The 24860-nt window shown below is 67.3% G+C and carries 15 protein-coding genes and 2 tRNA genes; 6 read left to right on the top strand and 11 right to left on the bottom strand.

Translation table 11 applies throughout. The annotated features are described in order from the left end of the window. Positions 1-23: 23 nt before the first annotated feature. Positions 24-236 (top strand): hypothetical protein, encoded by a 213-nt coding sequence (locus ACWPKK_RS00730; RefSeq protein ID WP_324871082.1) that lies wholly within the window; start codon positions 24-26, stop codon positions 234-236. 159 nt (positions 237-395) lie between these two features. Here the strand turns inward: ACWPKK_RS00730 and ACWPKK_RS00725 are convergent, their stop codons facing one another. Further along, positions 396-869 (bottom strand): ferritin-like domain-containing protein, encoded by a 474-nt coding sequence (locus tag ACWPKK_RS00725; protein ID WP_194911447.1) that lies wholly within the window; start codon positions 867-869, stop codon positions 396-398. Positions 870-1046: 177 nt separating this feature from the next. Here ACWPKK_RS00725 and hrpB point away from each other — a divergent pair, with 177 nt between their 5' ends. Further along, a complete protein-coding gene (gene hrpB / locus ACWPKK_RS00720; RefSeq protein WP_452000414.1) occupies positions 1047-3629 on the top strand; it encodes an ATP-dependent helicase HrpB in 2583 nt (860 codons plus the stop codon). A gap of 179 nt (positions 3630-3808) precedes the next feature. On the opposite strand, the gene ACWPKK_RS00715 is transcribed toward hrpB, so the two are convergent. From ACWPKK_RS00715 to ACWPKK_RS00690, 6 genes are all read right to left on the bottom strand, one after another. After that, positions 3809-4855 carry an MBL fold metallo-hydrolase gene (locus ACWPKK_RS00715; protein ID WP_452000413.1) on the bottom strand — a complete coding sequence of 349 codons (1047 nt, stop codon included), beginning with the start codon at positions 4853-4855 and terminating at the stop codon, positions 3809-3811. A gap of 2 nt (positions 4856-4857) precedes the next feature. After that, the gene (locus ACWPKK_RS00710) at positions 4858-5517 is read right to left on the bottom strand and encodes a peroxiredoxin (protein WP_452000412.1); all 660 of its coding nucleotides are present in this window, start codon (positions 5515-5517) and stop codon (positions 4858-4860) included. 136 nt (positions 5518-5653) lie between these two features. Then, positions 5654-6694 (bottom strand): helix-turn-helix domain-containing protein, encoded by a 1041-nt coding sequence (locus ACWPKK_RS00705; RefSeq protein ID WP_452000411.1) that lies wholly within the window; start codon positions 6692-6694, stop codon positions 5654-5656. 763 nt (positions 6695-7457) lie between these two features. Further along, positions 7458-10151: a pyruvate, phosphate dikinase gene (gene ppdK / locus ACWPKK_RS00700; protein ID WP_452000409.1), complete on the bottom strand. Its 2694-nt coding sequence runs from the start codon at positions 10149-10151 to the stop codon at positions 7458-7460. A gap of 355 nt (positions 10152-10506) precedes the next feature. Next, positions 10507-12768 carry a sensor domain-containing protein gene (locus tag ACWPKK_RS00695; RefSeq protein WP_452000407.1) on the bottom strand — a complete coding sequence of 754 codons (2262 nt, stop codon included), beginning with the start codon at positions 12766-12768 and terminating at the stop codon, positions 10507-10509. Positions 12769-13025: 257 nt separating this feature from the next. Continuing rightward, positions 13026-16766: a vitamin B12-dependent ribonucleotide reductase gene (locus ACWPKK_RS00690; protein ID WP_452000405.1), complete on the bottom strand. Its 3741-nt coding sequence runs from the start codon at positions 16764-16766 to the stop codon at positions 13026-13028. Positions 16767-17520: 754 nt separating this feature from the next. On the opposite strand from ACWPKK_RS00690, the gene ACWPKK_RS00685 reads away from it, so the two are divergent. Continuing rightward, positions 17521-17988, top strand: coding sequence for a PRC-barrel domain-containing protein (locus tag ACWPKK_RS00685; protein ID WP_452000403.1), 468 nt, complete (start codon positions 17521-17523; stop codon positions 17986-17988). A 120-nt stretch (positions 17989-18108) separates the two neighbouring features. Here the strand turns inward: ACWPKK_RS00685 and rpsA are convergent, their stop codons facing one another. From rpsA to aroA, 3 genes are all read right to left on the bottom strand, one after another. Further along, a complete protein-coding gene (gene rpsA, locus ACWPKK_RS00680; RefSeq protein WP_149228172.1) occupies positions 18109-19815 on the bottom strand; it encodes a 30S ribosomal protein S1 in 1707 nt (568 codons plus the stop codon). 188 nt (positions 19816-20003) lie between these two features. Then, positions 20004-20702 carry a (d)CMP kinase gene (cmk, locus tag ACWPKK_RS00675; RefSeq protein WP_452000402.1) on the bottom strand — a complete coding sequence of 233 codons (699 nt, stop codon included), beginning with the start codon at positions 20700-20702 and terminating at the stop codon, positions 20004-20006. Between the two features lie 4 nt (positions 20703-20706). Beyond that, on the bottom strand, positions 20707-22083 hold the full coding sequence (aroA, locus tag ACWPKK_RS00670; protein ID WP_452000400.1) for a 3-phosphoshikimate 1-carboxyvinyltransferase: 1377 nt from the start codon (positions 22081-22083) through the stop codon (positions 20707-20709). A 394-nt stretch (positions 22084-22477) separates the two neighbouring features. Here aroA and ACWPKK_RS00665 point away from each other — a divergent pair, with 394 nt between their 5' ends. Then, positions 22478-22867, top strand: a complete 390-nt coding sequence (locus tag ACWPKK_RS00665; RefSeq protein ID WP_324869737.1) for a TIGR02300 family protein — start codon at positions 22478-22480, stop codon at positions 22865-22867. 158 nt (positions 22868-23025) lie between these two features. Next, positions 23026-23101: transfer RNA gene (locus tag ACWPKK_RS00660), tRNA-Ala, on the top strand. 190 nt (positions 23102-23291) lie between these two features. Here the strand turns inward: ACWPKK_RS00660 and ACWPKK_RS00655 are convergent. Further along, positions 23292-23366 (bottom strand) — tRNA-Val (locus tag ACWPKK_RS00655). 180 nt (positions 23367-23546) lie between these two features. Here ACWPKK_RS00655 and ACWPKK_RS00650 point away from each other — a divergent pair. Next, positions 23547-24509: an N-formylglutamate amidohydrolase gene (locus ACWPKK_RS00650; protein ID WP_452000398.1), complete on the top strand. Its 963-nt coding sequence runs from the start codon at positions 23547-23549 to the stop codon at positions 24507-24509. Positions 24510-24860: the final 351 nt, after the last annotated feature.

The raw sequence follows: 24860 nt of genomic DNA, 5'->3' as shown, positions 1-24860 counted from the left end.
GAGTCGCAACAGGAGACGGATGCATGGCTTCCATCATGATCAAGAAGGCCGGCGAAGGGCTGGTCTCGCAGGCCCACCGCAACGCCGACGTCGGCCCGACCAGCGGCAGCTCGGTCGTCTATGAAATCCAGAACGTGCCGGGGGACGTCGGCGTCGACGATGTGATCGCCGCCTTCAAGACCTACAAGCCGGCCGACAAGGTGTATGAGATCGACTGGTCCGCCCTGTCGAAGTGAGCGACTGCCCCGCCTGAAGATCCCCTCTCCCCCCGGGGAGAGGGTTAGGGTGAGGGGGACGCGCGGCGACCCTTCACCAAGAATCCCCGCTTTGCATCCCCCTCACCCCGACCCTCTCCCCGGGGGGAGAGGGGGAGGCCGCTCAGGGAGCCAAGCCCCCTACGCCTGCAGCGCCGGATAGCGCTTGGCCCACACCTCCAACTGGGCGACATGCTCGGCCTCTTCGGCGGCGAACTCCTCGGCCATCATGCGGACTTCCGAATCGGTGGTGGTCTTCGCCACCTCGGCGTAGAAGGCCTGCCCGCGCTTTTCGCTCTCCAGCGCCAGTTCCAGCGCGTATTCCACCGTCATCAGATAGTGCGAGCCTTCCATGGAGGCCGCTTCCGGGCTGTCGCCGTCCGGCCATTGGAAGTCTTCCGGCTTCAGGTCCGGAATTTGGCGGAAGCCCGACCGTTCCCGCGCCTCGGCCAGATGCATGCGCGAGAATTTCGCCATCTGGCCGAAGAAGGCCGCGACCTCCTGGTTGCCATAGGTCTTCATCGTCTCCGACAGGTCGGCGAAGCGGTTGGCGGCGTCCTCCTCCAGCGCGCAGGCGTGGGCGAGGAACAGGGCGGCATCGTGGATATCGGTCATGGATCCCTTTGATGAGCGAATGAACCCGACGACGCTAAAACCATACAGTTTTTGCGGCCATCGGTCGCGGCCCCTCGCCCCCTCCCCGCCCCTTGCGACCTTTTGGCGCGTGCCGTCCCGCCCCTCCTCCAAAAACCATTGCCTTTCCCGCCGGTTCGCGGCAGCAGACTCCCCCTCATGAGCAAGCCCGCCTTCCCCGCCCTGCCAATCGATCCTGTCCTTCCCGCCCTCTTGGAGGCGCTGGACCGTCGCGGCACCGCCGTGCTGCAGGCCCCGCCCGGCGCCGGCAAGACCACACGGGTGCCGCTGGCCCTCCTGGAGGCCGCTTGGCTGAAGGGCCGCAAGATCCTGGTGCTGGAGCCGCGGCGCCTCGCCGCCCGCGCCGCCGCCCGCCGGATGGCGTCGATGCTGGGGGAGGCGGTGGGCGAGACCGTCGGCTACCGCGTCCGCCTGGACACCAAGGTCGGCCCGAAGACCCGGATCGAGGTGGTGACCGACGGCCTGTTCCTGCGCCAACTGCAGGAGGACCCGGAGCTTCCCGCCGTCGGCGCCGTCCTGTTCGACGAATTCCACGAGCGCGGCATCGACAGCGACCTCGCCCTTGCCCTGGTGCAGGAGGCGCGCGGGGCGCTGCGCGACGACCTGCGCCTTGTCGTCATGTCGGCGACGCTGGACGCCGCCCCGGTTGCCACCCTGCTGGCCGACGCGCAAGGCCCCGCCGCGATGGTGACCAGCGAAGGCCGCGCCTACCCCGTCGAGACCCGCCATCTCGACGCCCCGACCCAAGGCACCCGCATCGAGGACGCCGCCGCCGCCGCCGTCCGCCGCGCCCTGCGCGAAGAGCCCGGCAACGCCCTGGTCTTCCTGCCCGGCGTCGGCGAGATCCGCCGCGTCCAGTCCCTGCTCGACCAGTCCGACCTCGGCCCGAACACCATCATCGCCCCGCTCTATGGCGACCTGTCGGCCGAGGCGCAGGACCGCGCCATCGCCCCCACCCCGCCCGGCCAGCGCAAGATCGTGCTGGCGACCTCCATCGCCGAGACCAGCCTGACCATCGAGGGCATCCGCATCGTGGTGGACAGCGGGCTGATGCGGGTTCCGCGCTTCGACCCGCGCGGCGGTATGACCCGTCTGGCGACGGTGAAGGTCAGCCAGGCCTCGGCCGAGCAGCGCCGCGGCCGCGCCGGCCGTCTGGAGCCCGGCGTCTGTTACCGCCTGTGGCCGGAGGCGACGCACAAGGCGCTGGCCCCCTTCACCACGCCGGAGATCGAGGACGCCGACCTCGCCCCGCTGGCGCTGGAGCTTGCGGTGTGGGGAGTGTCCGACCCCGCCAGCCTGTCCTGGCTCGACCAGCCGCCGGCCGCGGCGATGGCCCAGGCGCGCGAGCTGCTGACCGGCCTCGGCGCGCTCGACCGCAAGGTCGATCAGAAAGACGACAAGGCGGGCGCCATCACCCCGCACGGCCGCCGCATGGCCGGCTTCGGCGTGCATCCGCGTCTGGCCCACATGATGCTGGCCGGCAAGGCGATGGGCCAGGGCGCGCTCGCCTGTCTGGTCGCCGCACTGCTGGGAGAGCGCGACATCGTTCGCTCGCAACCCGGCTTCCGCGACGCCGACCTGCGCCTGCGCGTCGACCTGCTGCGCGGCGAGGAGCGCGGCGGGCAGGGTGCCGCGCGCGGCCTTAGCGTCGACCGCGGCGGCGCGCAGCAGGCGGTGAAGCAGGCCCGGCAGTGGCGCCGCCAGCTCGGCGTGCGCGACGACGACGCGATGGACTCGAACGCCGTCGGCATTCTGGTGGCGCTCGCCTATCCCGACCGCATCGGCCAGCGCCGCCCCGGAGGCCAGCCCGGCGGGGTTGCTGCGCAGTATCGCCTGTCGGGCGGGCGTGGCGCCTATTTCCAGGAGGCCGAGCCGCTGTCGGCCGAGGAGTGGCTCGCCATCGCCGACCTCGACGGCGCCGCCCGCGAGTCGCGCATCTTCCTGGCCGCCCCGGTCACGCTGGCCGATCTGGAGGAGAGCTTCGCCGACGACATCCGCACCGAGACCATCGTCGCCTGGGACGCGCGCGAGCAGATGGTGCTGGCGCGGCGCCGCCGCATGCTGTTCGCCCTGATCCTGAAGGACGAGAAGCTGGCCAAGCCGCCGGCCGAGGCGATGATCGCCGCGATGATCGAGGGCATCCGCGCGCTCGGCCCCGCCTGCCTGCCCTGGACCGACGAGCTGCGCAAATGGCGCACCCGCGTGATGTTCCTGCGCATGAAGGAAGGCGACGTCTGGCCCGACCTGTCCGACCCGGCGCTAATGGACGGTCTGGAGGAGTGGCTGGCCCCCTTCCTCGACGGCGTGTCGCGCCGCGCCCATCTGGAGCGCATCGACCTGTCGAGCGCCTTGCGCGCCCTTCTGCCCTGGGAGTTGCGGACCCGCCTGGACGCCGAGGCCCCGACCCATGTCGAGGTGCCGAGCGGCTCCCGCATCCCCATCGACTATGACGGCGAGGAGCCGGTTCTGGCGGTGCGCCTGCAGGAGATGTTCGGCTTGGCCGAGACCCCGCGCATCGCCGGTGGCCGGGTTCCCTTGCTGCTGCACCTGCTGTCCCCCGCCCGCCGCCCGGTGCAGGTCACCCGCGACCTCGCGAGCTTCTGGGCCAACGCCTACAAGGCGGTGAAGGCGGATTTGAAGGGCCAGTACCCGAAACACTACTGGCCCGACAACCCGCTGGAAGCCGAGCCGACCGCCAGGGCGAAGCCGAGGGGGCGGTAACAGCCCATCTCCCGCCCCACCGGTCTTCATCCCCTCTCCCCCCTGGGGAGAGGGTCAGGGTGAGGGGGCAGCAAAGGCGCCAGCCTTTGCCAGGGGATTGCGAAGGGGCAGCATGCCCCTTGGCGGCGCGCGACAGCGCGCCCGACCACCCTCTCCCGCCCCGGGAGAAAGCAAGGCGCCTACCCCGGGTCAGCCACACTCGCCTCCAGAGCGTGCCCGGCCTCCCGCCACGCTGCGATGCCGCCGTCGAGTGCCGTTGCCCGCATATAGCCGAGTTCGCGCAGGGTGGCGGCGGCGAGGATCGATATCTTGCCGAATTCGCAGCAGGTGATGATCCGCACCGTCGGGTCGGGCAGTTCGGTATTCACGCGAAGCTCCAGCTGTCCCCGCGGCAGGTGCTTCGCGCTGCTGATGTGCCCTGCCTCGTAGGCGTCCTTTTCGCGAAGGTCGATCACCACGAAGTCGCAGCTGTTGCCGCCCAAACGGCTGTCCAGCTCGTCCATCGACATGAAAGGCACGCCGGATGCCGCCTCGGACAGGAGTTGGGCCACGGTCTTGCCGCCGCTCATGTTGGTGCGCAACGCTTCGGTCAGATGGGTGGGCGCCGCCAGATCGAGAGCACGCATCATCGCCACGAAGGCCGTCCGCTCGGTCTTCTGCAGGCGCGGGTTCGATGCGGTCTCGTCGGCGATGGTCGAATGATCGCGCCCCTTGTAGTCGTGTGCCGGATAGACCAGGGTCTCACCCGGCAGTTTAAGCACCTTGCCAAACAGGCTTTCATGGAGGTCGTGCGGATCGCCTGTTGGCAGATCCGTCCGCCCCGTCCCGCCGATCAGCAGCGTATCGCCGGTGAAGATCCGGTCCTCCATGACCAGACACATGGAATCGCGTGTATGCCCAGGCGTATGCATCGCCTTGATCTTGAGACGGCCGGCGATCAGCATGTCACCGTCATCGAGGCGCAGACCGGCATGAGGCGCGGGGCTAAGCCGGTGCATCACCACTGGCACGTCGAGCGCCTCGCCGAGTTGACGGGTGGCCGAGAAATGGTCCGCGTGGGTGTGCGTGTCGACCAGATAGCGAAGCGTCAGCCCATGCTTCGACAGATACCCTCGATAATGCTGAATGAGGCTGAGTTCCGGGTCGATCAGCACAGCGGCGCAAGAGATTTCGCAGCCGATGAGGTAGGAGCGGCATCCGCCCGCCGCAAAGGTCTCGAACAACATGGCTATTGCGGCTGCGGCACGAGCCGCAGATAGGGGCGCGGCGCTTCCCAGCCGTCCGGATAGATGGTCTTGGCTTCCTCGTCCGAGACGGAGCCGGCGATGATGACCTTGTCCCCACGCTGCCAGTTCACCGGGGTCGCCACACGGTGCTTTGCGGTCAGTTGCAGCGAATCCAGCACTCGCAGGATCTCGTCGAAATTGCGGCCCGTAGTCATCGGATAGCTGATCATCAGCTTGATACGCTTGTCAGGCCCGATGATGAAGACCGTGCGGACTGTCGCGTTGTCCGCCGCCGTGCGACCGTCGGAACCGCCTTCGATCTCGGCCGGAAGCATGTTGTAGAGCTTGGCCACGGCGAGGCCGGTATCACCGATCATCGGATAATTGGGGGCGGTCCCTTGCGTCTCGGCGATGTCCTGCGCCCATTTGGCATGGTTGGCGACCGGGTCGACGCTGAGGCCGATGATCTTGGTGTTGCGCTTATCGAATTCCGGCTTCAGCTTAGCCATATAGCCGAGTTCCGTTGTGCAGACCGGCGTGAAGTCCTTGGGGTGGGAAAACAGGATCGCCCAGCCATTGCCGATCCAGTCGTGGAAGTTGATCGTTCCCTCGGTGGTCTCGGCCGTGAAGTTCGGCGCCTCGGCGTTGATGCGCAGTGTCATTCCCCCATTCCTTTCATTGTGCTTGAGCCGGACCGGATGTCGTCATTGGGCATCACCCGGCCGGATCGCGCCGGCGCGACACGATGGTGGGCGGGCGGGCGCATGCCGTCATCCTAGGAACGGTTCCGGTGACTGACTATGCGATTCCGGCATGAATTGAGCGCCTCGTCCTTCCTGCCTGCCCTGCATCGCGCCGCAGGGTTTCGGACGGGCGTTCCCCAAAGCGAATCCGATATGCCTGCGCAAAGCGGCCCAGCTCCCAGAAACCGTAATGCATTGCGACACCGGTGACGTTCGTTGCCACAGGGTCGGACCTCAGCAATGTCTGGCGAACAAGATCAAGGCGGCGCCCGCGCGCATAATGCATGGCGCTCTGCCCGAGAAACTCCTGGCAGGCAAGGTTGAGCGTTCTCTGAGCCACGCCGGTTACGGCGCAGATGGCGGACAGCGACAGCATCTCCTCCGGACACTCCCTCAAGGCCTGCTCGAAGCGCGCGACGATCTGGCGGTGACGCCCGAGAGCGCCCCTGTCCTGCCTGAGCTTACCCTGGGTCAGGCAGGACAGCAGGGTCTCCATGATCGTTCCGGCCAATGCGATCGAGGGTTTCGGTGTTTCGAGAACCCAGGGAGTATCCCTTGCAAGGCGTGCCGTGTCGTTCATCAGGGCGATGAGCCGGGCCATCGCCATCTCAGGCACCTGGAACATCCGGTCGTCATTCAAAGGCACACTGGGGTCAATTCCGGTCACCTGCCGGCTCTGCGTGGCCAGTACGTCGAAGGGGGCTGCGATGATCCCGAACGCCCAAGGCATTCCTGATGGAGAGGAGGTGGCAGTCTGCTCGTTGGGACGGAAATGGAAGATCTGCTGCCAACCGAGCGTCCAGCCTGAGACGCGGCGGACAATCTCAGGCTCGGTGGCAAACATGAAGGTGTGAACGTTCGCAATCCCGGCGGTCTGCGGAATTCCCTGGCCGAAACAACCGATGCCGACGCTGATCCGGTCGAGCGTCGCGCGCGCGAACGAACCATGGAAGGTTTTGCGAACCGTCCTGATGGGATAGGGGCCGGCGGTGCCGGGGTCGATGGCACCCACGGCCTGCGCCATTGCAACCGGGTCGGAGAAAGTGCCGAAATAGCTTCTGGGAGGCGAGGAAGCGGTCTCCGGATCCGGCTTCATGACAGCACTGGCATTGCAAGGCCCTCCCCGTATCACCGATGGCGATCCTGAACACTTGGCAATGCGCGCCATCGAGGCGGGAGAGGAGGCGCGCGCCCGATGGAACCTTCAGCTTTTGAAGAGTTCTCCGCGGAGCGTACGGTGATCGGCGGGGTCTGCCTAGCTATCGCACGGAAGTACCACTCCGGCGGGAAACGGGCACGAAAGCTCCTAGCGCTTCCCGGCCATATTATCGTTCAGCGCGCACTCCGAGTGAAAGGCAAGGGACGGCAGCGCAGCTATTTTGCGCTTTATTGCGTCGTTGCCGAGGCTCGTTCATGGTCTATGGCCGACTTGACGATCCCCATGCGTGATGTCGCGAACCGGCTCGGGATGAGTGGCCCCCCGACGAACGACCGGCCCCGTCTCCTCAATGGCCTACATGCCAGCGTCGCTTTTCCACCAGATCCTTATCCCCTTCTCCCATCCATGTTATGCTCCACCCTTCCCTACCTGCGGAGGGCACCGCATGCCCCGACAGTGGCGATCCGCCACCTCCGCACACTCAGCCAAAGCTGCCCCGCGGCTCCCAGCGCCGCTTGATGCCGTTCCCCCATGCGCCCGGCCCGCCGGATGGAACATTGAACAGCCCCCGGAAAACCGCTCCACAGCGTTCCAAACGTTCCATCTAACCGCCCCACCCGCCCAACTCCGCCCCCAAAACGAAACGGCCCCCTTCCCTTGCGGGAAGAGGGCCGAAATCGTTTCAGCTACCCGAAGCGGATCAGTCGCGCTTGACCGTGTCGCTGTTCAGCGCGGCCTGGGCGGCGGCGAGGCGGGCGATCGGCACGCGGTAGGGCGAGCAGGAGACATAGGTCAGCCCGACCTTCTCGCAGAAGGAGATCGAGGCCGGGTCGCCGCCATGCTCGCCGCAGATGCCCAGCTTGATGTCCGGACGGACCTTGCGGCCACGCTCGGTGGCGATCTCCACCAGTTCGCCGACGCCGGTGACGTCCAGCGACTGGAACGGGTCCTGCTCCAGGATGCCCTGGCGCTGGTACTCCGGCAGGAAGCTGCCGGCGTCGTCGCGCGACAGGCCCAGCGTGGTCTGGGTCAGGTCGTTGGTGCCGTAGCTGAAGAACTCGGCCGATTCGGCGATCTCGCCGGCCTTCAGGGCCGCGCGCGGGATCTCGATCATCGTGCCGGTCAGATACTCCACCGTCACGCCGGTCTCGGCCTTCACCTGCTCGGCGGCGCGGTCGATCACCCCCTTGAGGATGTCGAACTCCTTGCGGGTGATAATCAGCGGGATCATCACTTCGGGAATGACGGCCTCGCCGGTGGTCTTGGCGACCTCGGCGGCGGCGGCGAAGATGGCGCGGGCCTGCATCTCGTAGATCTCGGGGTACGAGATGCCCAGACGGCAGCCGCGATGGCCCAGCATCGGGTTCGCTTCATGCAGCTGGATGGTGCGGTGGCGCACCCGCAGCGGATCGGTGCCGGTGGCCTGGGCGACCTCCGCCATGTCCTCTTCGGTGTTCGGCAGGAACTCGTGCAGCGGCGGGTCGAGCAGGCGGATCGTCACCGGCAGGCCGGCCATGATCGTGAACAGCTCGACGAAGTCCTTCTTCTGGAAGGGCTCCAGCTTGGCGAGCGCCTTGCGGCGGCCGGCCTCGTCCTCCGCCAGGATCATCTCGCGGACGGCCAGGATGCGCTCCGGGTCGAAGAACATGTGCTCTGTGCGCGACAGGCCGATGCCCTCGGCGCCGAACTTCCGCGCGGTGCGGGCGTCCAGCGGGGTTTCGGCGTTGGCGCGGACCTTCATCCGGCGGATGCCGTCGGCCCAGCCCATCAGGGTGGCGAAGTCGCCCGACAGTTCCGGCTGGATCGTCGGCACCTCGCCCAGCATCACCTCGCCGGTGGAGCCGTCGATGGTCAGGACGTCGCCTTCCTTCACGGTGACGCCGCGGACCGACATCTGCTTGGTCTTGTAGTCGATGCGCAGGTCGCCGGCGCCCGACACGCAGGCACGGCCCATGCCGCGGGCAACCACCGCCGCGTGGCTGGTCATGCCGCCGCGGCTGGTCAGGATGCCGCGGGCGGCGTGCATGCCGTGGATGTCCTCAGGCGAGGTCTCGATGCGGCAGAGGATCACCGACTCGCCCTTGCCAGCCATCTGCTCGGCCTCGTCGGCGGTGAACACCACCTTGCCCGACGCGGCGCCGGGGGAGGCCGGCAGGCCCTTGGCGATCACCTTGCGGTCGGCCTTGGGGTCCAGCGTCGGGTGCAGCAGCTGGTCGAGCGAGGCCGGATCGATGCGGCGCACCGCCTCGTTCTGGTCGATGACGCCCTCGTTCGCCAGATCGACGGCGATCTTCAGCGCGGCCGGGGCGGTGCGCTTGCCGTTGCGGGTCTGCAGCATGTACAGCGTGTTCTGCTGGACCGTGAACTCGATGTCCTGCATGTCGCGGTAGTGCTTTTCCAGCTTGAGGCGGACCTCGTTCAGCTGGTTGAACACCTCCGGCATCACCTCTTCCATGGCGGGGAGGTCGGACTTGTTGGCGATCTTGCCGGCGACGGTCAGGTGCTGCGGCGTGCGGATGCCGGCGACGACGTCCTCGCCCTGGGCGTTGACCAGATACTCGCCGTAGAAGGCGTTCTCGCCGGTCGACGGGTTGCGGGTGAAGGCCACGCCGGTGGCGCAGTCGTTGCCCATGTTGCCGAAGACCATGCACTGCACGTTGACCGCGGTGCCCCAATCGGCCGGGATGTCGTGCAGCTTGCGGTAGGTGATGGCGCGGGCGTTCATCCAGGAACCGAAGACGGCGCCGATGGCGCCCCACAGCTGCTCCTGCACATCCTGCGGGAAGGGCCGGCCCAGCTCGCGCTCGACCGCCTTCTTGTAGTCCTCGATCACCGCCTGCCAATCCTCGGCCGACAGGTCGGTGTCGAGGTTGTAGGACTTGTCGCGCTTGTGGCCGTCGAGGATGTCCTCGAAATGGTGATGCTCAACGTCGAGAACGACGTTGGAATACATCTGGATGAAGCGGCGATAGCTGTCGTAGGCGAAGCGGGAGTCGCCCGACCGCTTGGCGAGGCCGGCGGCGGTCGCGTCGTTCAGACCCAGGTTCAGCACCGTGTCCATCATGCCGGGCATCGACGCGCGGGCGCCGGAGCGGACCGACACCAGCAGCGGGTTGGCCGGGTCGCCGAACTTGGCGTCCATCGCCGTTTCCAGCCGCGCGATGGCGGCATTCACCTGCGCCGTCAGCTCCGGCGGATAGGAGCGGCCGTTGGCGTAGAAATAGGTGCACAGCTCCGTGGTGATCGTGAAGCCCGGCGGAACGGGCAGGCCAAGATTGGCCATCTCGGCCAGATTGGCGCCCTTGCCGCCCAGCAGGTTCTTCATATCGGCCCGTCCTTCGGTGGCACCGGCCCCGAAGCTGTAGACCCACTTGGATTCACCCTGGCTCGCCATTGCGGATTTCCTCTCGCCCCATGGTCGTCCGGCGTGCGGGTGCTCCCCTTGTGCTCCACAGGCGGCCCACCGGGCGGGTCTGATCCGCTCAACGGGACACCGTGGTCAGTTTGCTTGACCGCACATGCCGCTGAGTGGACCTTCTATCGCCCCAAACGTTGGGACACAAGACAGTCGCGTGGTCTAGAACGTGATGACCTGCGCTTCGCCGGCAAAGGAGCGTTGCGACTATATCGTATTGGCCGGATCCCCATTACTCCGGCGGATCCGCATAAGCACCGATTCGGATGGTGAATTGCGGCCGAAGTACCCCGTTAATCCAAAGAAAAACGGGATCATTTCCTCCGCAAATGTTTCAGATGCTGAAGCAGGCGTTGGCCGGACACTCCACCCAGTGCTTGCCCTCCCCCGCCAGCCAGCGCGCCAGCGCGTCGGCCGGCATCGGCCGGGCGAAGCGGTATCCCTGGCCGATGGCGCAGCCCTCCGCCTCCAGCATGCGGTGCTGGGCCTCGCGCTCCACCCCCTCCGCCACGACGGTCAGGCCCAGCGCCTCGCCGATCTGGATGATGGCGCGGACCAGCGGCCGGTTGGCGGCATCGATGTCCAGTTCCTTGACGAAGCTGCGGTCGATCTTCAGTTCGCCGACGGGGAAGCGCTTCAGGTAGCTCAAGGACGAATAGCCGGTGCCGAAATCGTCGATCGACAGGGTGACGCCCAGCGCATGCAGGGCATCCAGAGCGTCATGGGCCCCGACCTCCTCCGTCATCATCAGCCGTTCGGTGATCTCCAGGGTCAGGTCGGTCGCCGGGATGCCGTTGGCGGCGAGCACGGAGCGGACCTGGTCCGGCAAATCGCCGCGGGCGAAGCGGACCGCCGAGACATTGACCGCCAGCCCCGGCACCGGCACCCCGGCGGCGCGCCAGCGGCCGAGCTGCGCGACCGAGGTCTCCAGTACCCAGCTGTCCAGCCGGTCGATCAGCCCGCATTCCTCGGCCAGCGGCACGAACTCCATCGGCGACACCGCTCCCCAGCGCGGGTGGGTCCAGCGGATCAGCGCCTCCACCCGGTGCAGGCAGTGCGGCTTCAACCGGACCTGCGGTTGGTAATGCAGCTCGAACGGCGCGTCTCCTGCCACATCCTCCCGTGAGCCATTCTCCTGCCGGTCCAACGCCTCGCGTAGCGCGGCCTCCATCTCCAGCCGGCGCACCGCCTGTTCGTTCATGTCGCGGCGGAAGAAATGGCAGCGGTTGCGGCCGGCCTGCTTGGCCCGGTACATCGCCGCGTCGGCCTGGCGCAGCAGCGTGTCGAAATCCATGCCGTCGTCGGGATGCACGGCGATGCCGATGCTGGCGGTGGGGGTCAGCGTCAGGTCGGCCACCGTCAGCGGCACCGACAGGCTGGCGAGCACCCGCTCCGCCAGCAGCGCGGCATGGGCCGCGTCGCAGCCCGGCAGCAATGCCACGAACTCGTCCCCGCCCAGCCGGGCCAGCGTGTCGCCTTCGATGAACAGGCGCCGCAGGCGGTTCGCCACCTCCACCAGCAACTGGTCGCCGACCGCATGGCCCAGCGAATCGTTGATGGTCTTGAAGCGGTCGACGTCCAGGAACATCAGCGTCACCGGCTGGCGCGTGCGCCCCGCCAGCGCCAGCGCCGCGGTGGCGCGGTCGGCCAGAAGCTGGCGGTTGGGGAGCCCGGTCAGCGTGTCGAAATAGGCCAGCCGGTTGATCTCCGCCCGCGCCCGGTCATGTTCGATGGCCAGCGCGCACAGATGGACACAGGCCTCCACCAGCCGGCGGTGGAAGGGGGCGGCGGGACGCGGCTCGCGGTAATAGAGCGCGAAGCTGCCCAGCATCCGGGCATTGCGCCCCTTGATCGGGTTGGACCAGCAGGCAGCCAGCCCGTGCGACAGCGGGACATGGCGGTAAGGCGCCCAGCGCGGATCGACGGCAATGTCGGTGGACATCACCGCCTCGCCCCGGCTCATCGCACTGCCGCAGCAGCCGACGTCCGGGCCGATGGCCAGCCCGTCGATGGCGGCGGCATAGGCGCCGGGCAGCGACGGGGCGGCGGCCACCCGCATGCGGTTCTCGTCGTCGCGCAGCATCACCGAACAGGTGACCTCCGGTGCGCAGGCCTCCACCTGCCGGCACAGGAAATCCAGAACCTGCTTCAGCGACCGGCCGGCGGCCACCAGTTCCAGCACGTCCTGCTGCAGGCGCGCCACCGCTTCCGCCCGCTCGCGCTCGTCGAAACAGCGCATCTCGCACAAAAGCAGGGCGTCCGCACCATCGGCCAAATGCTGCCAGTGCAGATCGACCGGAACCGGATCGCGGCGCGGTACGCAGAGCGCGCCGCTGCCGGGGGGTGGACGGTCGCCCTGCGCCCCGTCCCACACCGTCCGCCAATCGCGTCCGCCGATGTCGAGCAAGGCGGGCAGCGACCGACCGATCATGTCGTCGAGCGGACAGCCGGCAAGGCGGGCGAAAGCCGGATTGGCGCCGACGATGGTTCCGTCGGGCGCGGTCCAGACCAGCGCCGCACTCCATTGCGCAGCGGTCACCCGCAAAAGGCGATCGGACGGCAGACGGTCGTCCAGCGCGGCCCCGGCCGAATCCATGACCCCTGATCCCCCCGGACATCCTTCGGGGAACGCCGCGCCGGCGCTCCCGGGAGAATCAGCTAACATGAACACACGTTGCGCGGTCAAGCGCTCGTCGCATTCGGACCCTGCTGGCACAACCGCAAGAGACCGGTTCCAAACAGCAAACCTCGGGTCCGTTGGTGCGCAAGCAAAAGGGAGGAAGCGGTCTCCCGCTCCCTCCCTCTTCTTTCGTCATCCCAAAGCGCCCTGGCCGGACGCCCTGCGGGGAAGGCTCAGCTGCAGCCGGTGGTCGACCCGCAGCTGTCGCACTTCAGGCAGGTGCCGTTGCGGACCAGGGTCATGTTGCCGCACTCGCCGCAGGGATCGCCCTCATAGCCACGGGCGCGGGCCTCGCGGATACGGTCGAAGCGCTGGTCGCTGGTGCTGCCGCCATAGGCCGTGCCGGTGGCCGCGGTGGCGGCGACATGGCCCTGGGCGGTGGCGGCGGCAACCGCCGGGCTGGCCGCCATGGCGGCCTGGGCCGAAGCCTGGGTGCCGGCCGATGCGGTGGCGCTGACGGCAGCGGTGTCGGTGCCGGTGGCGGCGAAGGCCGCCGCGGCGCTGGCCCGCTGGGTCTGCCCGCCATGCAGGACGCGCAGGTTGTTGCGGACATAGCCGGTGGACGCGATGCGGCGGACGATGTCCGACGGCTGCACCTGGGTGTCCGGCAGGTCGCCCTGCTTGTCGCCGCTGCCCACCGTGAAGGGCACCAGATCCTCCGGCGTGGCGTGCGCCAGATCGGTGCGGTTCAGGTAGGAGATCGCGATCTCGCGGAAGATGTAGTCGATGACCGAGGTCGCCATCTTGATGGTGTCGTTGCCGGTCACCATGCCCGACGGCTCGAAGCGCGTGAAGGTGAAGGCCTCCACGAACTCTTCCAGCGGCACGCCATATTGCAGGCCGATCGACACCGCGATGGCGAAGTTGTTCATCAGCGACCGGAAGGCGGCGCCTTCCTTGTGCATGTCGATGAAGATCTCGCCCAGGCGGCCGTCCTCATACTCGCCGGTGCGCAGATACACCTTGTGGCCGCCGACATTGGCCTTCTGGGTGTAGCCCTTGCGGCGGTGCGGCAGACGCTCGCGCGAGCTGCTCTTCCGCTCCACCACCCGCTCGATCACCTTCTCGACGATGCGCTCGGTGACCATCTGGGCGCGGACCGCGGCCGGCGCCTCGATCATCGCCTCGACCGCCTCGCCATCCTCCTCGTCGTCGAGCAGGGCGGCCTGCAGCGGCTGGCTCAGCTTGGAGCCGTCGCGGTACAGCGCGTTCGCCTTCAGGCCCAGGCGCCAGGACATCAGGTAGGCGTCCTTGCACTCGTCGACCGTCGCCGTGTTCGGCATGTTGATGGTCTTGGAGATGGCGCCGGAGATGAAGGGCTGCGCCGCCGCCATCATCGTGATGTGCGATTCCCACGACAGGAAGCGCTTGCCGATGCGGCCGCAGGGGTTGGCGCAGTCGAACACCGACAGGTGCTCGTCCTTGAGGAAGGGCGCGCCTTCCAGCGTCATGGCGCCGCAGCAGAAGGTGTTGGCCTGCTCGATCTGCGCCTTGGTGAAGCCGATGTGGGTCAGCAGGTCGAAGCCGGGGGCGTCCAGCGTCTCCACCGGAATGCCCAGAGTCTGGGTGCAGAAGTCGGCGCCGATGGTCCAGCGGTTGAAGACGAACTTGATGTCGAAGGCGGTGGCGAGGTTGCCCTCCAGCCGCTCCAGCAGCTCGTCGGTGAAGCCCTTGGCCTTCAGCGACTCGTGGTTCACGCCCGGGGCGTTCTTCAGCGTGCCGTGGCCGACGGCGTAGAGCGCGATCTCCTCGATCTGGTCCGGGGTGTAGCCGAGCGTCTTCAGCGCCTCCGGCACCAGCCGGTTGACGATCTTGAAGTAGCCGCCGCCGGCCAGCTTCTTGAACTTCACCAGGGCGAAGTCGGGCTCGATGCCGGTGGTGTCGCAGTCCATCACCAGGCCGATGGTGCCGGTCGGGGCGACCACGGTGGCCTGGGCGTTGCGGTAGCCGTGGGCCTCGCCCAGTTCCAGCGCCTCGTCCCAGACACGGACGGCGGCCAGAGCCAGTTCCTGGTCCGGGCAGAGGTCGGCGACGAAGGGCACCGGCTCGACCGCCAGACCTTCATAGCCGTTCATCTCGCCGTTGGCGGCGCGGCGATGGTTGCGGATGACCCGCAGCATGTGGTCGCGGTTGGCCTCGAAGCCCGGGAAGGTGCCCAGTTCCTGCGCCATCTCGGCCGAGGTGGCATAGGCGACGCCGGTCATGACGGCGGAGATGCCGGCGCAATAGGCGCGGCCCTCGTCCGAGTCGTAAGACAGGCCCGACGCCATCAGCAGGCCGCCGAGGTTGGCGAAGCCCAGGCCCAGCGTGCGGAACTCGTAGGAGAGCTGGGCGATTTCCTTCGACGGGAACTGCGCCATCAGCACGGAGATTTCCAGCACGATAGTCCACAGCCGGCAGGCATGCTCGAACGCCTCGACGTCGAAGGAACCGTCCTTCAGACGGAACGACATCAGGTTCAGCGACGCCAGATTGCAGGCGGTGTCGTCGAGGAACATGTACTCCGAGCACGGGTTCGAGGCGTTGATGCGCCCCGAGGCCGGGCAGGTGTGCCACTCGTTGATGGTGCTGTCGAACTGCACGCCCGGATCGGCACAGGCCCAGGCGGCGTAGCCGACCTTGTCCCACAGGTCGCGGGCACGGACGGTCTTCACCACCTTGCCGTTGGTGCGGCCGATCAGGTTCCAGTCGGCATCGTCCAGCACCGCCTGCACGAACTCGTTGGAGATGCGCACGGAGTTGTTGGAGTTCTGGCCCGAAACCGTCAGGTAGGCTTCCGAATCCCAGTCGGTGTTGTAGGTCTTGAACTCGATGGAGGTGAAGCCCTGGCCGGCGAACTGGATCACGCGCTGGATGTAGTTCTCCGACACCTGATCCTTGCGGGCGGCGAGGATCGCCTTCTTCAGCTCCTTGTTCTCCTTCGGGTCCAGGCCCGACTGGGCGGCGGCCATCACCGCCGTCAGGTGCTTCTGGCAGATCTTGGAACCGGTCACGAGCGCCGCGACCTTCTGCTCCTCGTTCACCTTCCAGTCGATGTAGCCCTCGATGTCCGGGTGGTCCATGTCCACCGTGACCATCTTGGCCGCACGCCGCGTGGTGCCGCCCGACTTGATGGCGCCCGCCGCGCGGTCGCCGATCTTCAGGAAGCTCATCAGACCCGACGACTTGCCGCCGCCGGCCAGCTTCTCGCCCTCGCCGCGCAGCTTGGAGAAGTTGGAGCCGGTGCCGGAGCCGTACTTGAACAGGCGGGCCTCACGCACCCACAGGTCCATGATGCCGCCCTCGTTCACCAGGTCGTCGGCGACGGACTGGATGAAGCAGGCATGCGGCTGCGGATGCTCGTAGGCCGAGGCGGACGAGGTCAGCAGGCCGGTCTTGAAATCGACGTAGAAGTGGCCCTGGCTCGGGCCGTCGATGCCGTAGGCCCAGTGCAGGCCGGTGTTGAACCACTGCGGGCTGTTCGGGGCCGCCATCTGGGCGGCCAGCATGAAGCGCATCTCGTCGAAGAAGGTGCGGGCGTCGGCTTCGGTGTCGAAATAGCCGCCCTTCCAGCCCCAATAGGTCCAGGTGCCGGCCAGACGGTCGAAGACTTGGCGGGCGGAGCTTTCACCGACGAAGCGCTTCTCCTTCGGCAGGGCGGCCAGCTTTTCCTGGTCCGCTTCCTTGCGCCACAGCCAGGACGGGACGGTGTTCTCTTCCACGGCGCGGAGCGCGGCGGGAACGCCGGCCTTGCGGAAATACTTCTGGGCCAGGATGTCGCTGGCGACCTGCGAGAAGTTGTCCGGCACCTCGATGCCGGTCTGCTGGAAGACGATCGTGCCATCCGGGTTGCGGATCTCGCTGGTCGCCTGGCGGAAGCCGAGGCTGGCGTAGGCGTCCTGACCTTCGTGCGTGAAACGACGCTCGATCCGCATGATGAGACTGTCCCCTGCTTGGAGCCCGCCGCGACGGGCTCGAATGGAAATATGGTGCGACCCGTCCCGAAAAGCGGCCGGCGGTTCTGTCCGCCGTCCGGCCCGGCAATGCAGATGGCGCCGTACAAACAGGGGCCCGATGCCCGACTGTCCGCCGTCGCCGCTGTGTTGCCGGGACCGGGGCCGCCGCTAGAAGCCGGCCGGGTCACGTGGGCGGCATCCTAGCCAGCGCGACCGGGGCAAGCAAGCCCCACTCTGCTAGATATTGTGGTTGACATCACCGAACCCCTCAAAACCTTGATCTTGTGGTGTTCAACCCGTGACCGGGGATCCTGTTCCCGCCTGCCAAGCAATTTTTTCGGGGGCGGTGGTGGGCCGCATCGCGACCGCGAGGCACAAACTGTAGGCACTCGAATCACCGCCCATGTTGGACCGGACGGCGCCACGCCCCGATTAGAGCGCAAAACACATCCGTTCGCCAGTGCTTCGTTGCGGCGAAAATCAACATATTGTTGCCTGTGGCCCATTGCACCCACCACCGATTCGCTGTGTCTCGACTCGAGGGAAACCGGCGGAATCCCTGGGACGACTCGAAAAGCCGGCCATTCCCGGCACCGAGTCGCCACCGTCGGTCCGGAACCAAGACACGGAAGAGAGGCAGAGGCAGCCACCCCGCAACTATTTCCTGCACGCCCGGTTGAAGGCCCTGGAGCCAAGGTGACTCCATCGTGGGTCTGGGGGAGGAGAGGCACCCATGCGGAAGATCACGCACAAGATGTGGTTGGGGCGGACCACGCTGACGCTATCTGCGCTGACACTGCTGGCCGGGATGGCGACTCCGCCGCAGGCCGCCGCCCAGACCATGATCATCAACGGCTCGACTCCGGTCGTCGGTGCCGCGGTGGAGCGCAAGACCGGTCCCAGCGTCGACCAGTTGATGAACCGCTACGTCGTCGGCGCGGACGGGTCGAAGATCGGCACCGTCACCGATGTGATCCTCGACGACAAGGGCGAGGCCCAATACATCGTCATCCATTCCGGCGGCATCCTGGGCTTCGGCGGCAAGGACATCGCGGCCGACCTGACCCTGGCCGACATCCGCACCGGCACCGAAGCGATCCAGCTGCGCGACGTGACCGCCGCCAGCGTCCGCGACATGCCCGAATTCCGCTACGACGACAGCATCACCTCGCTGACCCGCAGCCCTGAGCCGCGGCGGTAGCCAACAGAACGACCAACGAAAAAGGCCGCGCCCCAATGGGACGCGGCCTTTCTCTTACCCTTCCGGGAGATCGCGAGCCTCTTCCCCCACGGTACCGCGAGGGAAAACGGCGTCAGGCGATCACTCGTCGTTCTGCTGCTTGCGCTTCAGAGCGGCGCCCAGGATGTCGCCCAGCGAGGCGCCCGAGTCGGACGAACCGAACTCGGCCATCGCCTGCTTCTCTTCCTCCATCTCGCGGGCCTTGATGGACAGCGAGATGCGGCGGGAAGCGCGGTCGATCTGGGTGACCTTGGCGTCGACCTTCTCGCCGACGGCGAAACGGTCCGGGCGCTGTTCGGAACGCTCGCGGGACAGGTCCGACTTGCGGATGAAGCCGGTGTAGCCCTCGCCGACGGCCACTTCGATGCCGCCGTCCGTCACCTGCGTCACGGTGCAGGTCACGACCTCGTTCTTCTTCAGACCGGCAGTGGCAGCCTCGAACGGGTCGTTCGCCAGCTGCTTGATGCCCAGGCTGATGCGCTCCTTCTCGACGTCGACGTCGAGAACCTTGACCTTGACGCGGTCGCCCTTCTTGTACTCGGCGATCGCCTCTTCACCCGACTTGTTCCAGTCGAGATCGGACATGTGGACCATGCCGTCGATGTCGCCCGGCAGGCCGACGAACAGACCGAACTCGGTGATGTTCTTGACTTCGCCTTCCAGCTCGGTGCCAGGACCGAACTTGTCGGTGAAGGTCTCCCACGGGTTGTCCAGGCACTGCTTCAGGCCGAGGCTGATGCGGCGCTTCTGCGGATCGACGTCCAGGACCATGACCTCGACTTCCTGCGAAGTCGACACGATCTTGCCCGGATGGACGTTCTTCTTGGTCCAGGACATTTCCGAAACGTGGACCAAGCCCTCGATCCCCGGCTCCAGCTCCACGAAGGCGCCGTAGTCGGTGATGTTGGTGACGCGGCCCTTGAACTTCGCGCCGACCGGATACTTCGCCTCGACGCCTTCCCACGGGTCGGCCTCGAGCTGCTTCATGCCCAGGCTGATGCGCTGGGTTTCCGGGTTGAAGCGGATGACCTGGACCGTGACGGTCTGGCCGATCTGCAGGGCTTCCGACGGATGGTTGATGCGGCGCCACGCGATGTCGGTGACGTGCAGCAGGCCATCGACGCCGCCCAGGTCGACGAACGCACCGTAGTCGGTGATGTTCTTGACGACGCCCTGGAGAATCTGGCCTTCCTTGAGGTTGGCCACCAGCTCCGAACGGGCCTCGGCGCGGCTCTCTTCGAGCACGGCGCGACGCGACACGACGATGTTGCCGCGCGAGCGGTCCATCTTCAGGATCTGGAACGGCTGCGGGGTGCCCAGCAGCGGGGAGATGTCGCGGACCGGACGGATGTCGACCTGGCTGCCCGGCAGGAAGGCAACGGCGCCCGACAGGTCGACAGTGAAGCCGCCCTTGACGCGGCCGAAGATGACGCCGGTGACGCGGGTCTGGTCGTTGAACGACTTCTCCAGCAGGGCCCAGGCCTCTTCGCGCTTCGCCTTCTCACGGCTCAGCATCGCTTCGCCGTTCTTGTCTTCCATCCGCTCGAGGTAGACCTCGACGGTGTCGCCCGCCTTCAGCTCGGGCGGCTGGCCGGCAACGGCGAATTCCTTCAGCGCGACGCGGCCTTCCGACTTCAGACCGACGTCGATGGTGACCATGTCGTTCTCGACGGCGACGACGCGTCCCTTGACGACCGTACCTTCGAGCGACTCGGCCGCGCCCAGCGACTCTTCAAGCAGAGACGCGAAGCTTTCCTTTTCGACCGTGCGGGCCAGTGACTGTGCCATTGAAACTCCTAAAGGTGGCGCGAAAGCAGCCCCGTTCCGGTCCCTCCCGCGGCAAAACGGGTGGGACCTCGACCGAACCGCCGCGCCGGGCACCACGCCCGGCGACTTGGTTGATGGTTTTCCATGGAGGGCGTCGGACCCGCCCGCGCCGCCCGACCGGTCCGATCGCGACGACCCAAACCCCGGCATCACGCCTTGGGTTTCAGACCGGTCTTCGAACCGATGTGAGCGACCGCCATCGAGAACACCTGATCGGCATCGAGAGCGGACGTATCAAGCACAAAAGCGTCGGCAGCCGGACGGAGCGGGGCCACCGCTCTCTGGCTGTCGCGCGCATCACGAGCCTTCATGTCCTCCAGGACATCGGAGGATATAGCCGGAATCCCCCGTCTCTGCAACTCCTTGAGTCGCCGTTCGGCCCGGACCTCCACCGAAGCGGTAACGAACAGTTTGGCCTGGGCATCGGGACAGACCACCGTTCCGATGTCCCGCCCGTCCAGAACCGCCCCCGGCGCGCCGCCCGGCGGATGGGCCGCGAACCGCCGCTGGAAGTCGAGAAGCGCCGCCCGCACCTCCGGCACCGCCGCCACCTTGCTGGCCGCCTGCGCCGCCTCGTCGGTGCGCAGGGCCACCTCCTGCAGGATCGGGTGTTCGGGGTGCAGCTCATAGGCGGCCCGTGCCGCCGCCGTGTTGTCGGCCGGATCGCCGCCGGCCCGCAGGACCGACACGCCGACCGCGCGGTACAGCACCCCGGTGTCGAGATGGGCAAAGCCGAAGGCGTCGGCGATGCGCTGCGACAGGGTGCCCTTGCCGCTGGCGGCCGGGCCATCGATGGCGACGACGACCGCCCTGGCGGGCGCCGACTGGTTGGAAAGCGGCTGCGTCATCGCCTCACGCCTCACCGATCTTCGCGCCCAGCCCGTTCATCAGACCGACGAAGCCGGGGAAGCTGGTGTCGATGAAGGCGCCGTCGTCGACCGAGATCGGCTGTTCCGACGCCATGCCCAGCACCAGGAAGCTCATGGCGATGCGGTGGTCCATGGCGGTGGCGACGGTGGCGCCGCCCTTCGGCCCCTTCCCCGTTCCCCCGGTCCCGTGAACGGTCAGGCTGTCGTCGGCGCCGACCTCCACCGACACGCCGCAGCGGGTCAGGCCTTCCGCCACCATAGCGAGGCGGTCGCTCTCCTTCACCCGCAGTTCCTTCAGGCCGAGCATCACCGTGGTGCCCTCGGCGCAGGCGGCGGCGGCTGCCAGGACCGGGTATTCGTCGATCATGCTGGGCGCGCGGTCGGCCGGCACCACCACGCCCTTGAGCGCGCTGTACTTCACCCGCAGGTCGGCCACCGGCTCGCCCGCCTGGTCGCGGCGGTTCTCGAAGGCGATATCCGCGCCCATCTCCACCAGCGTGTCGTAGAGGCCGGTGCGGCGCGGGTTCATGCCGACATCGTTCAGCAGCAGCTCCGAACCAGGCCGCAGCAGGGCGGCGACCGCCGGGAAGGCGGCGCTGCTGGGATCGGCCGGCACATGGATGGTCCGGCCGCTCAGTTCCGGCTGGCCGATGACGGTGACGGCCAGCGCGCCGTCCTCCAGCCGCTCGGTCGTCACGGTGGCGCCGAAATGGCGCAGCATCAGTTCGGTGTGGTCGCGCGTCGGCTCCGCCTCGATCACCGTGGTGGCGCCGGCGGTGTTGAGCCCGGCCAGGAGGATCGCTGATTTCACCTGGGCCGAGGCCACCGGCAGGCGGTAGGTGATCGGGACCAGATCGCCGCTGCCGACCACGGTCAGCGGCAGCCGCCCGCCGGAGCGGCCGACGAAGCGGGCGCCCATCTCCTCCAGCGGCTTGGTGACGCGGGCCATCGGGCGCTTGTTCAGCGAGGCGTCGCCGGTGAAGACGCAGGTGATCGGGTGGCCGGCGACCAGCCCCATCAGCAGGCGGGCGGCGGTGCCGCTGTTGCCCATGTCCAGCACCTGCGCCGGCTCCTGCAGCGCGCCCAGCCCGACGCCGCGCACGCGCCAGACGCCCGAGGCATCGCGCTCCGCCTGGGCGCCGAGCAGGCGCATGGCCGCCGCGGTGTGCAGGACGTCCTCTCCCTCCAGCAGGCCATGGATCACCGTCTCGCCCACGGCGATGGCGCCCAGCATCAGCGACCGGTGCGAGATCGACTTGTCGCCGGGCACGCGGATGCTGCCCTGGATCGCGCCGGTGGCGGCGGAGCGCAGCGGCTTCACCTGCGTGACGGGGGTCTGCGTGACGGGGGCCTGCGTCATGGGACGGGTCCTTCGGATCGGAACGTGAAGCGGTTGTGGTCGCGTTCCTATCACAGCCCCCGTCGTGATGCGAGAGGGCCGGACTCCATCCTCCTCCCCTCCTGATGCCGGCCGGGCACAAACGAAAAGAGGCCGCCCGAAGGCGGCCCCGAGTTCAAGGAGGAAACCAAATGGAGGAGTTGCACGATGTGCAGGTCCGTTCTAGCCAGTTATGGTTAACGCCCTGTAAAGGCAACCCCTGTCCGGCCGGGATACCTCTTTCCCGCGACGCCTGCGCACCGGCGGCATCCGGCCGCGTCGTCGATCCGGCATCTTTTTTTTGACAAGCGCCTCTGGCCGTGGCAAAGGGCGCCTCTTGAGAACCCCCCTGATTTTTGTGACGGAGGACACTGGCGTGGCCAAACCCGAATGGGGCGTCAAGCGCATCTGCCCGAGCTGTGGCGCTCGCTATTACGACATGCGCAAGGACCCGCCGGTCTGCCCGAGCTGCGGTGCGCAATTCGATCCCGAGGCCCTGCTGAAGTCCCGCAAGGCCCGCCCGGCCCCGGCCGACGACACCAAGAAGGTGGCGGTGGTGGCCGAGGACGAGGAGGAGACCGAGACCGAGGCCGAGACTCCGGAGCTGGAGGATGTCGAGGACGACATGTCCGTCGAGGACATCGAGGAGACCGACGAAACCGCCGACGATGAGGACGATGTCCTGATCGAGGACACGTCGGAGCTGGGCGAGGACGACATGGACGAGGTCGTCGACGTCGAAGGCGAGGACGAGGAGGAGCGCTGACCGGCGCGCTTCCCGGTGGGACGGGAGCGTTGTCGGGAGCGGCGGGGTGCCGGTAAAAAAAGCGCGAAGCGATCGATTTTCCGCTTGCATCACTCCGCCGCCTGACTATTATCCCGCTCCACCAAGGCCGGACGGAAACGACCGGCCCCCAGAGTTAAGGGGCCATAGCTCAGCTGGGAGAGCGCTACAATGGCATTGTAGAGGTCAGGAGTTCGATCCTCCTTGGCTCCACCAATTAGAAAAGCCGGCTGCCTGAAAGGGCTGCCGGCTTTTTCTTGTTCAGTCCCCTCGCCTTCAAGTGACCTCGACGAGGGAAATATCCGCCATGACGGTGGCCGTGTAGCGACCGGCGGACACCCGGCGCCCAAAGCGTCGCCCAAAACGGCGAAGGCCGCGAACCCGTTCCGGTTCGCGGCCTTCAGAATGGTGGGCGGTACTGGGATTGAACCAGTGACCCCTACGATGTCAACGTAGTGCTCTCCCGCTGAGCTAACCGCCCACTGTATCGACCGGCGGAGGAGCGCGTGGCGTCGTTCCGTCCGGCGTGGGCGGGTGTATACCGACCTCGGCGCGGACGCGCAAGCCCTTTCATGAGCCCTTGCGCTTTTTTTGTCGGACGCGGCAGGGCGGCGGGCGTTCCCGTGACAAAAGGCCCCGCTGTCCATTACATCATTGAACCATGGACGCCTCCTTCGACGCGCAACGCGACGCCAGTGCCGGCGCCGGTCCGGCCCCCGATCAGGCCGCCATTCCGGCGGCGGACGCGGCCCCGGCCGTCCCGGCATTCGAGATTCTGGCCCCGCAGAGCCAGAGGCTGCCGCTCGTCCTGGCCTCGCCGCATAGCGGGAACGCCTATTCCGCCGCCTTCCTCGCCTCGTCCCGGCTGGATGCCCGGGCATTGCGCAAGTCCGAGGACTGTTTCGTCGACGAGATCTTCGCCTTCGCCCCCGGCTTCGGCGTGCCGCTGATCCGCGCCCTGTTCCCGCGCGCCTATCTGGACGTCAACCGCGAAGCCTATGAACTGGATCCGGAGATGTTCGCCGATCCGCTGCCGGCCTACGTCAACACCCGCTCGCCCCGTGTGGCCGCGGGGCTGGGCACCATCGCCCGCGTGGTTGCCAACGGCGAGGACATCTACCGCGGCAAGCTGCGCTTCGCCGAGGCGCTGGACCGCGTCAGCCGCTGCTACACTCCCTACCACAATGCCCTGCGCCAACTGGTGGACGACACCCGCGACGCCTTCGACCATGCCCTGCTGATCGATTGCCATTCGATGCCGTCGGCCAGCACCGCCACCAGCGGGAAAGGCGGCGGGAGGGGCGGCAACCATCCCGAAATCGTGCTGGGCGACTGTTACGGCAACGCCTGCGCTCCTGCGGTGATCGATGCGGCTGAGGAGTTCCTGCGCGGGCTCGGCTATGCCGTCAGCCGCAACAATCCCTACGCCGGCGGCTACACCACCCGCCATTACGGACGGCCGCGCCAGGGCATCCACGCCCTGCAGATCGAGATCGCCCGTGACCTCTACATGGATGAGGCAGCCTTGACCCGCCTGCCTTACCTGGACATTCTGTCCCGCCACATGACCGAACTGGTCGACACGCTGGGCCTGCTGCCGCCCCACGGCCTGGGACCGCGCTGACGCCGCGGGCGTTCAGCATCCGCGGTTTTGGGGCCGTTGCCCCGTCCATGCCACAGTTACCCGCTATCACCCCAAGGGCCAAGCTTCCGCTTGGAACCACTCCGCAGCCCTGGCTTTGCGCAAAAAAAGGGCCGCGGGCGAACCCGCGGCCTTCAGTCTAGGGAGGAAACGCCCAAGAAGTGCGTTACGCCAACGTCCACGCCGAGGCGCGACCGTTGCCGCACTGCACAATATGAACGCGGCCCCGGCCGGCTTCAAGGGCAAAAAGAATTTCTCATGCATTACATCGCGTTAACCTGCGACAGAGGTATCGCGAAGCGGATAGCGCACAGGGCCGTTCGCTGCAATGCA

It is taken from the genome of Azospirillum largimobile, assembly GCF_977007025.2.
Note: the sequence above shows the minus strand (reverse complement) of the source record. Positions and strands in the feature narration are given on the sequence as shown.

Excerpts from the sequence above, each read along its gene's own strand:
- ACWPKK_RS00690 (WP_452000405.1), bottom strand. The coding sequence starts at position 16,766 with ATGCGGATCGAGCGTCGTTTCACGCACGAAGGTCAGGACGCCTACGCC.
- hrpB (WP_452000414.1), top strand. The coding sequence starts at position 1,047 with ATGAGCAAGCCCGCCTTCCCCGCCCTGCCAATCGATCCTGTCCTTCCC.
- ACWPKK_RS00710 (WP_452000412.1), bottom strand. The coding sequence starts at position 5,517 with ATGACACTGCGCATCAACGCCGAGGCGCCGAACTTCACGGCCGAGACC.
- ACWPKK_RS00725 (WP_194911447.1), bottom strand. The coding sequence starts at position 869 with ATGACCGATATCCACGATGCCGCCCTGTTCCTCGCCCACGCCTGCGCG.
- cmk (WP_452000402.1), bottom strand. The coding sequence starts at position 20,702 with ATGACGCAGCCGCTTTCCAACCAGTCGGCGCCCGCCAGGGCGGTCGTC.
- ACWPKK_RS00685 (WP_452000403.1), top strand. The coding sequence starts at position 17,521 with ATGCGGAAGATCACGCACAAGATGTGGTTGGGGCGGACCACGCTGACG.
- ACWPKK_RS00730 (WP_324871082.1), top strand. The coding sequence starts at position 24 with ATGGCTTCCATCATGATCAAGAAGGCCGGCGAAGGGCTGGTCTCGCAG.
- ppdK (WP_452000409.1), bottom strand. The coding sequence starts at position 10,151 with ATGGCGAGCCAGGGTGAATCCAAGTGGGTCTACAGCTTCGGGGCCGGT.
- aroA (WP_452000400.1), bottom strand. The coding sequence starts at position 22,083 with ATGACGCAGGCCCCCGTCACGCAGACCCCCGTCACGCAGGTGAAGCCG.
- ACWPKK_RS00705 (WP_452000411.1), bottom strand. The coding sequence starts at position 6,694 with ATGAAGCCGGATCCGGAGACCGCTTCCTCGCCTCCCAGAAGCTATTTC.
- ACWPKK_RS00715 (WP_452000413.1), bottom strand. The coding sequence starts at position 4,855 with ATGTTGTTCGAGACCTTTGCGGCGGGCGGATGCCGCTCCTACCTCATC.
- ACWPKK_RS00650 (WP_452000398.1), top strand. The coding sequence starts at position 23,547 with ATGGACGCCTCCTTCGACGCGCAACGCGACGCCAGTGCCGGCGCCGGT.
- ACWPKK_RS00695 (WP_452000407.1), bottom strand. The coding sequence starts at position 12,768 with ATGGATTCGGCCGGGGCCGCGCTGGACGACCGTCTGCCGTCCGATCGC.
- rpsA (WP_149228172.1), bottom strand. The coding sequence starts at position 19,815 with ATGGCACAGTCACTGGCCCGCACGGTCGAAAAGGAAAGCTTCGCGTCT.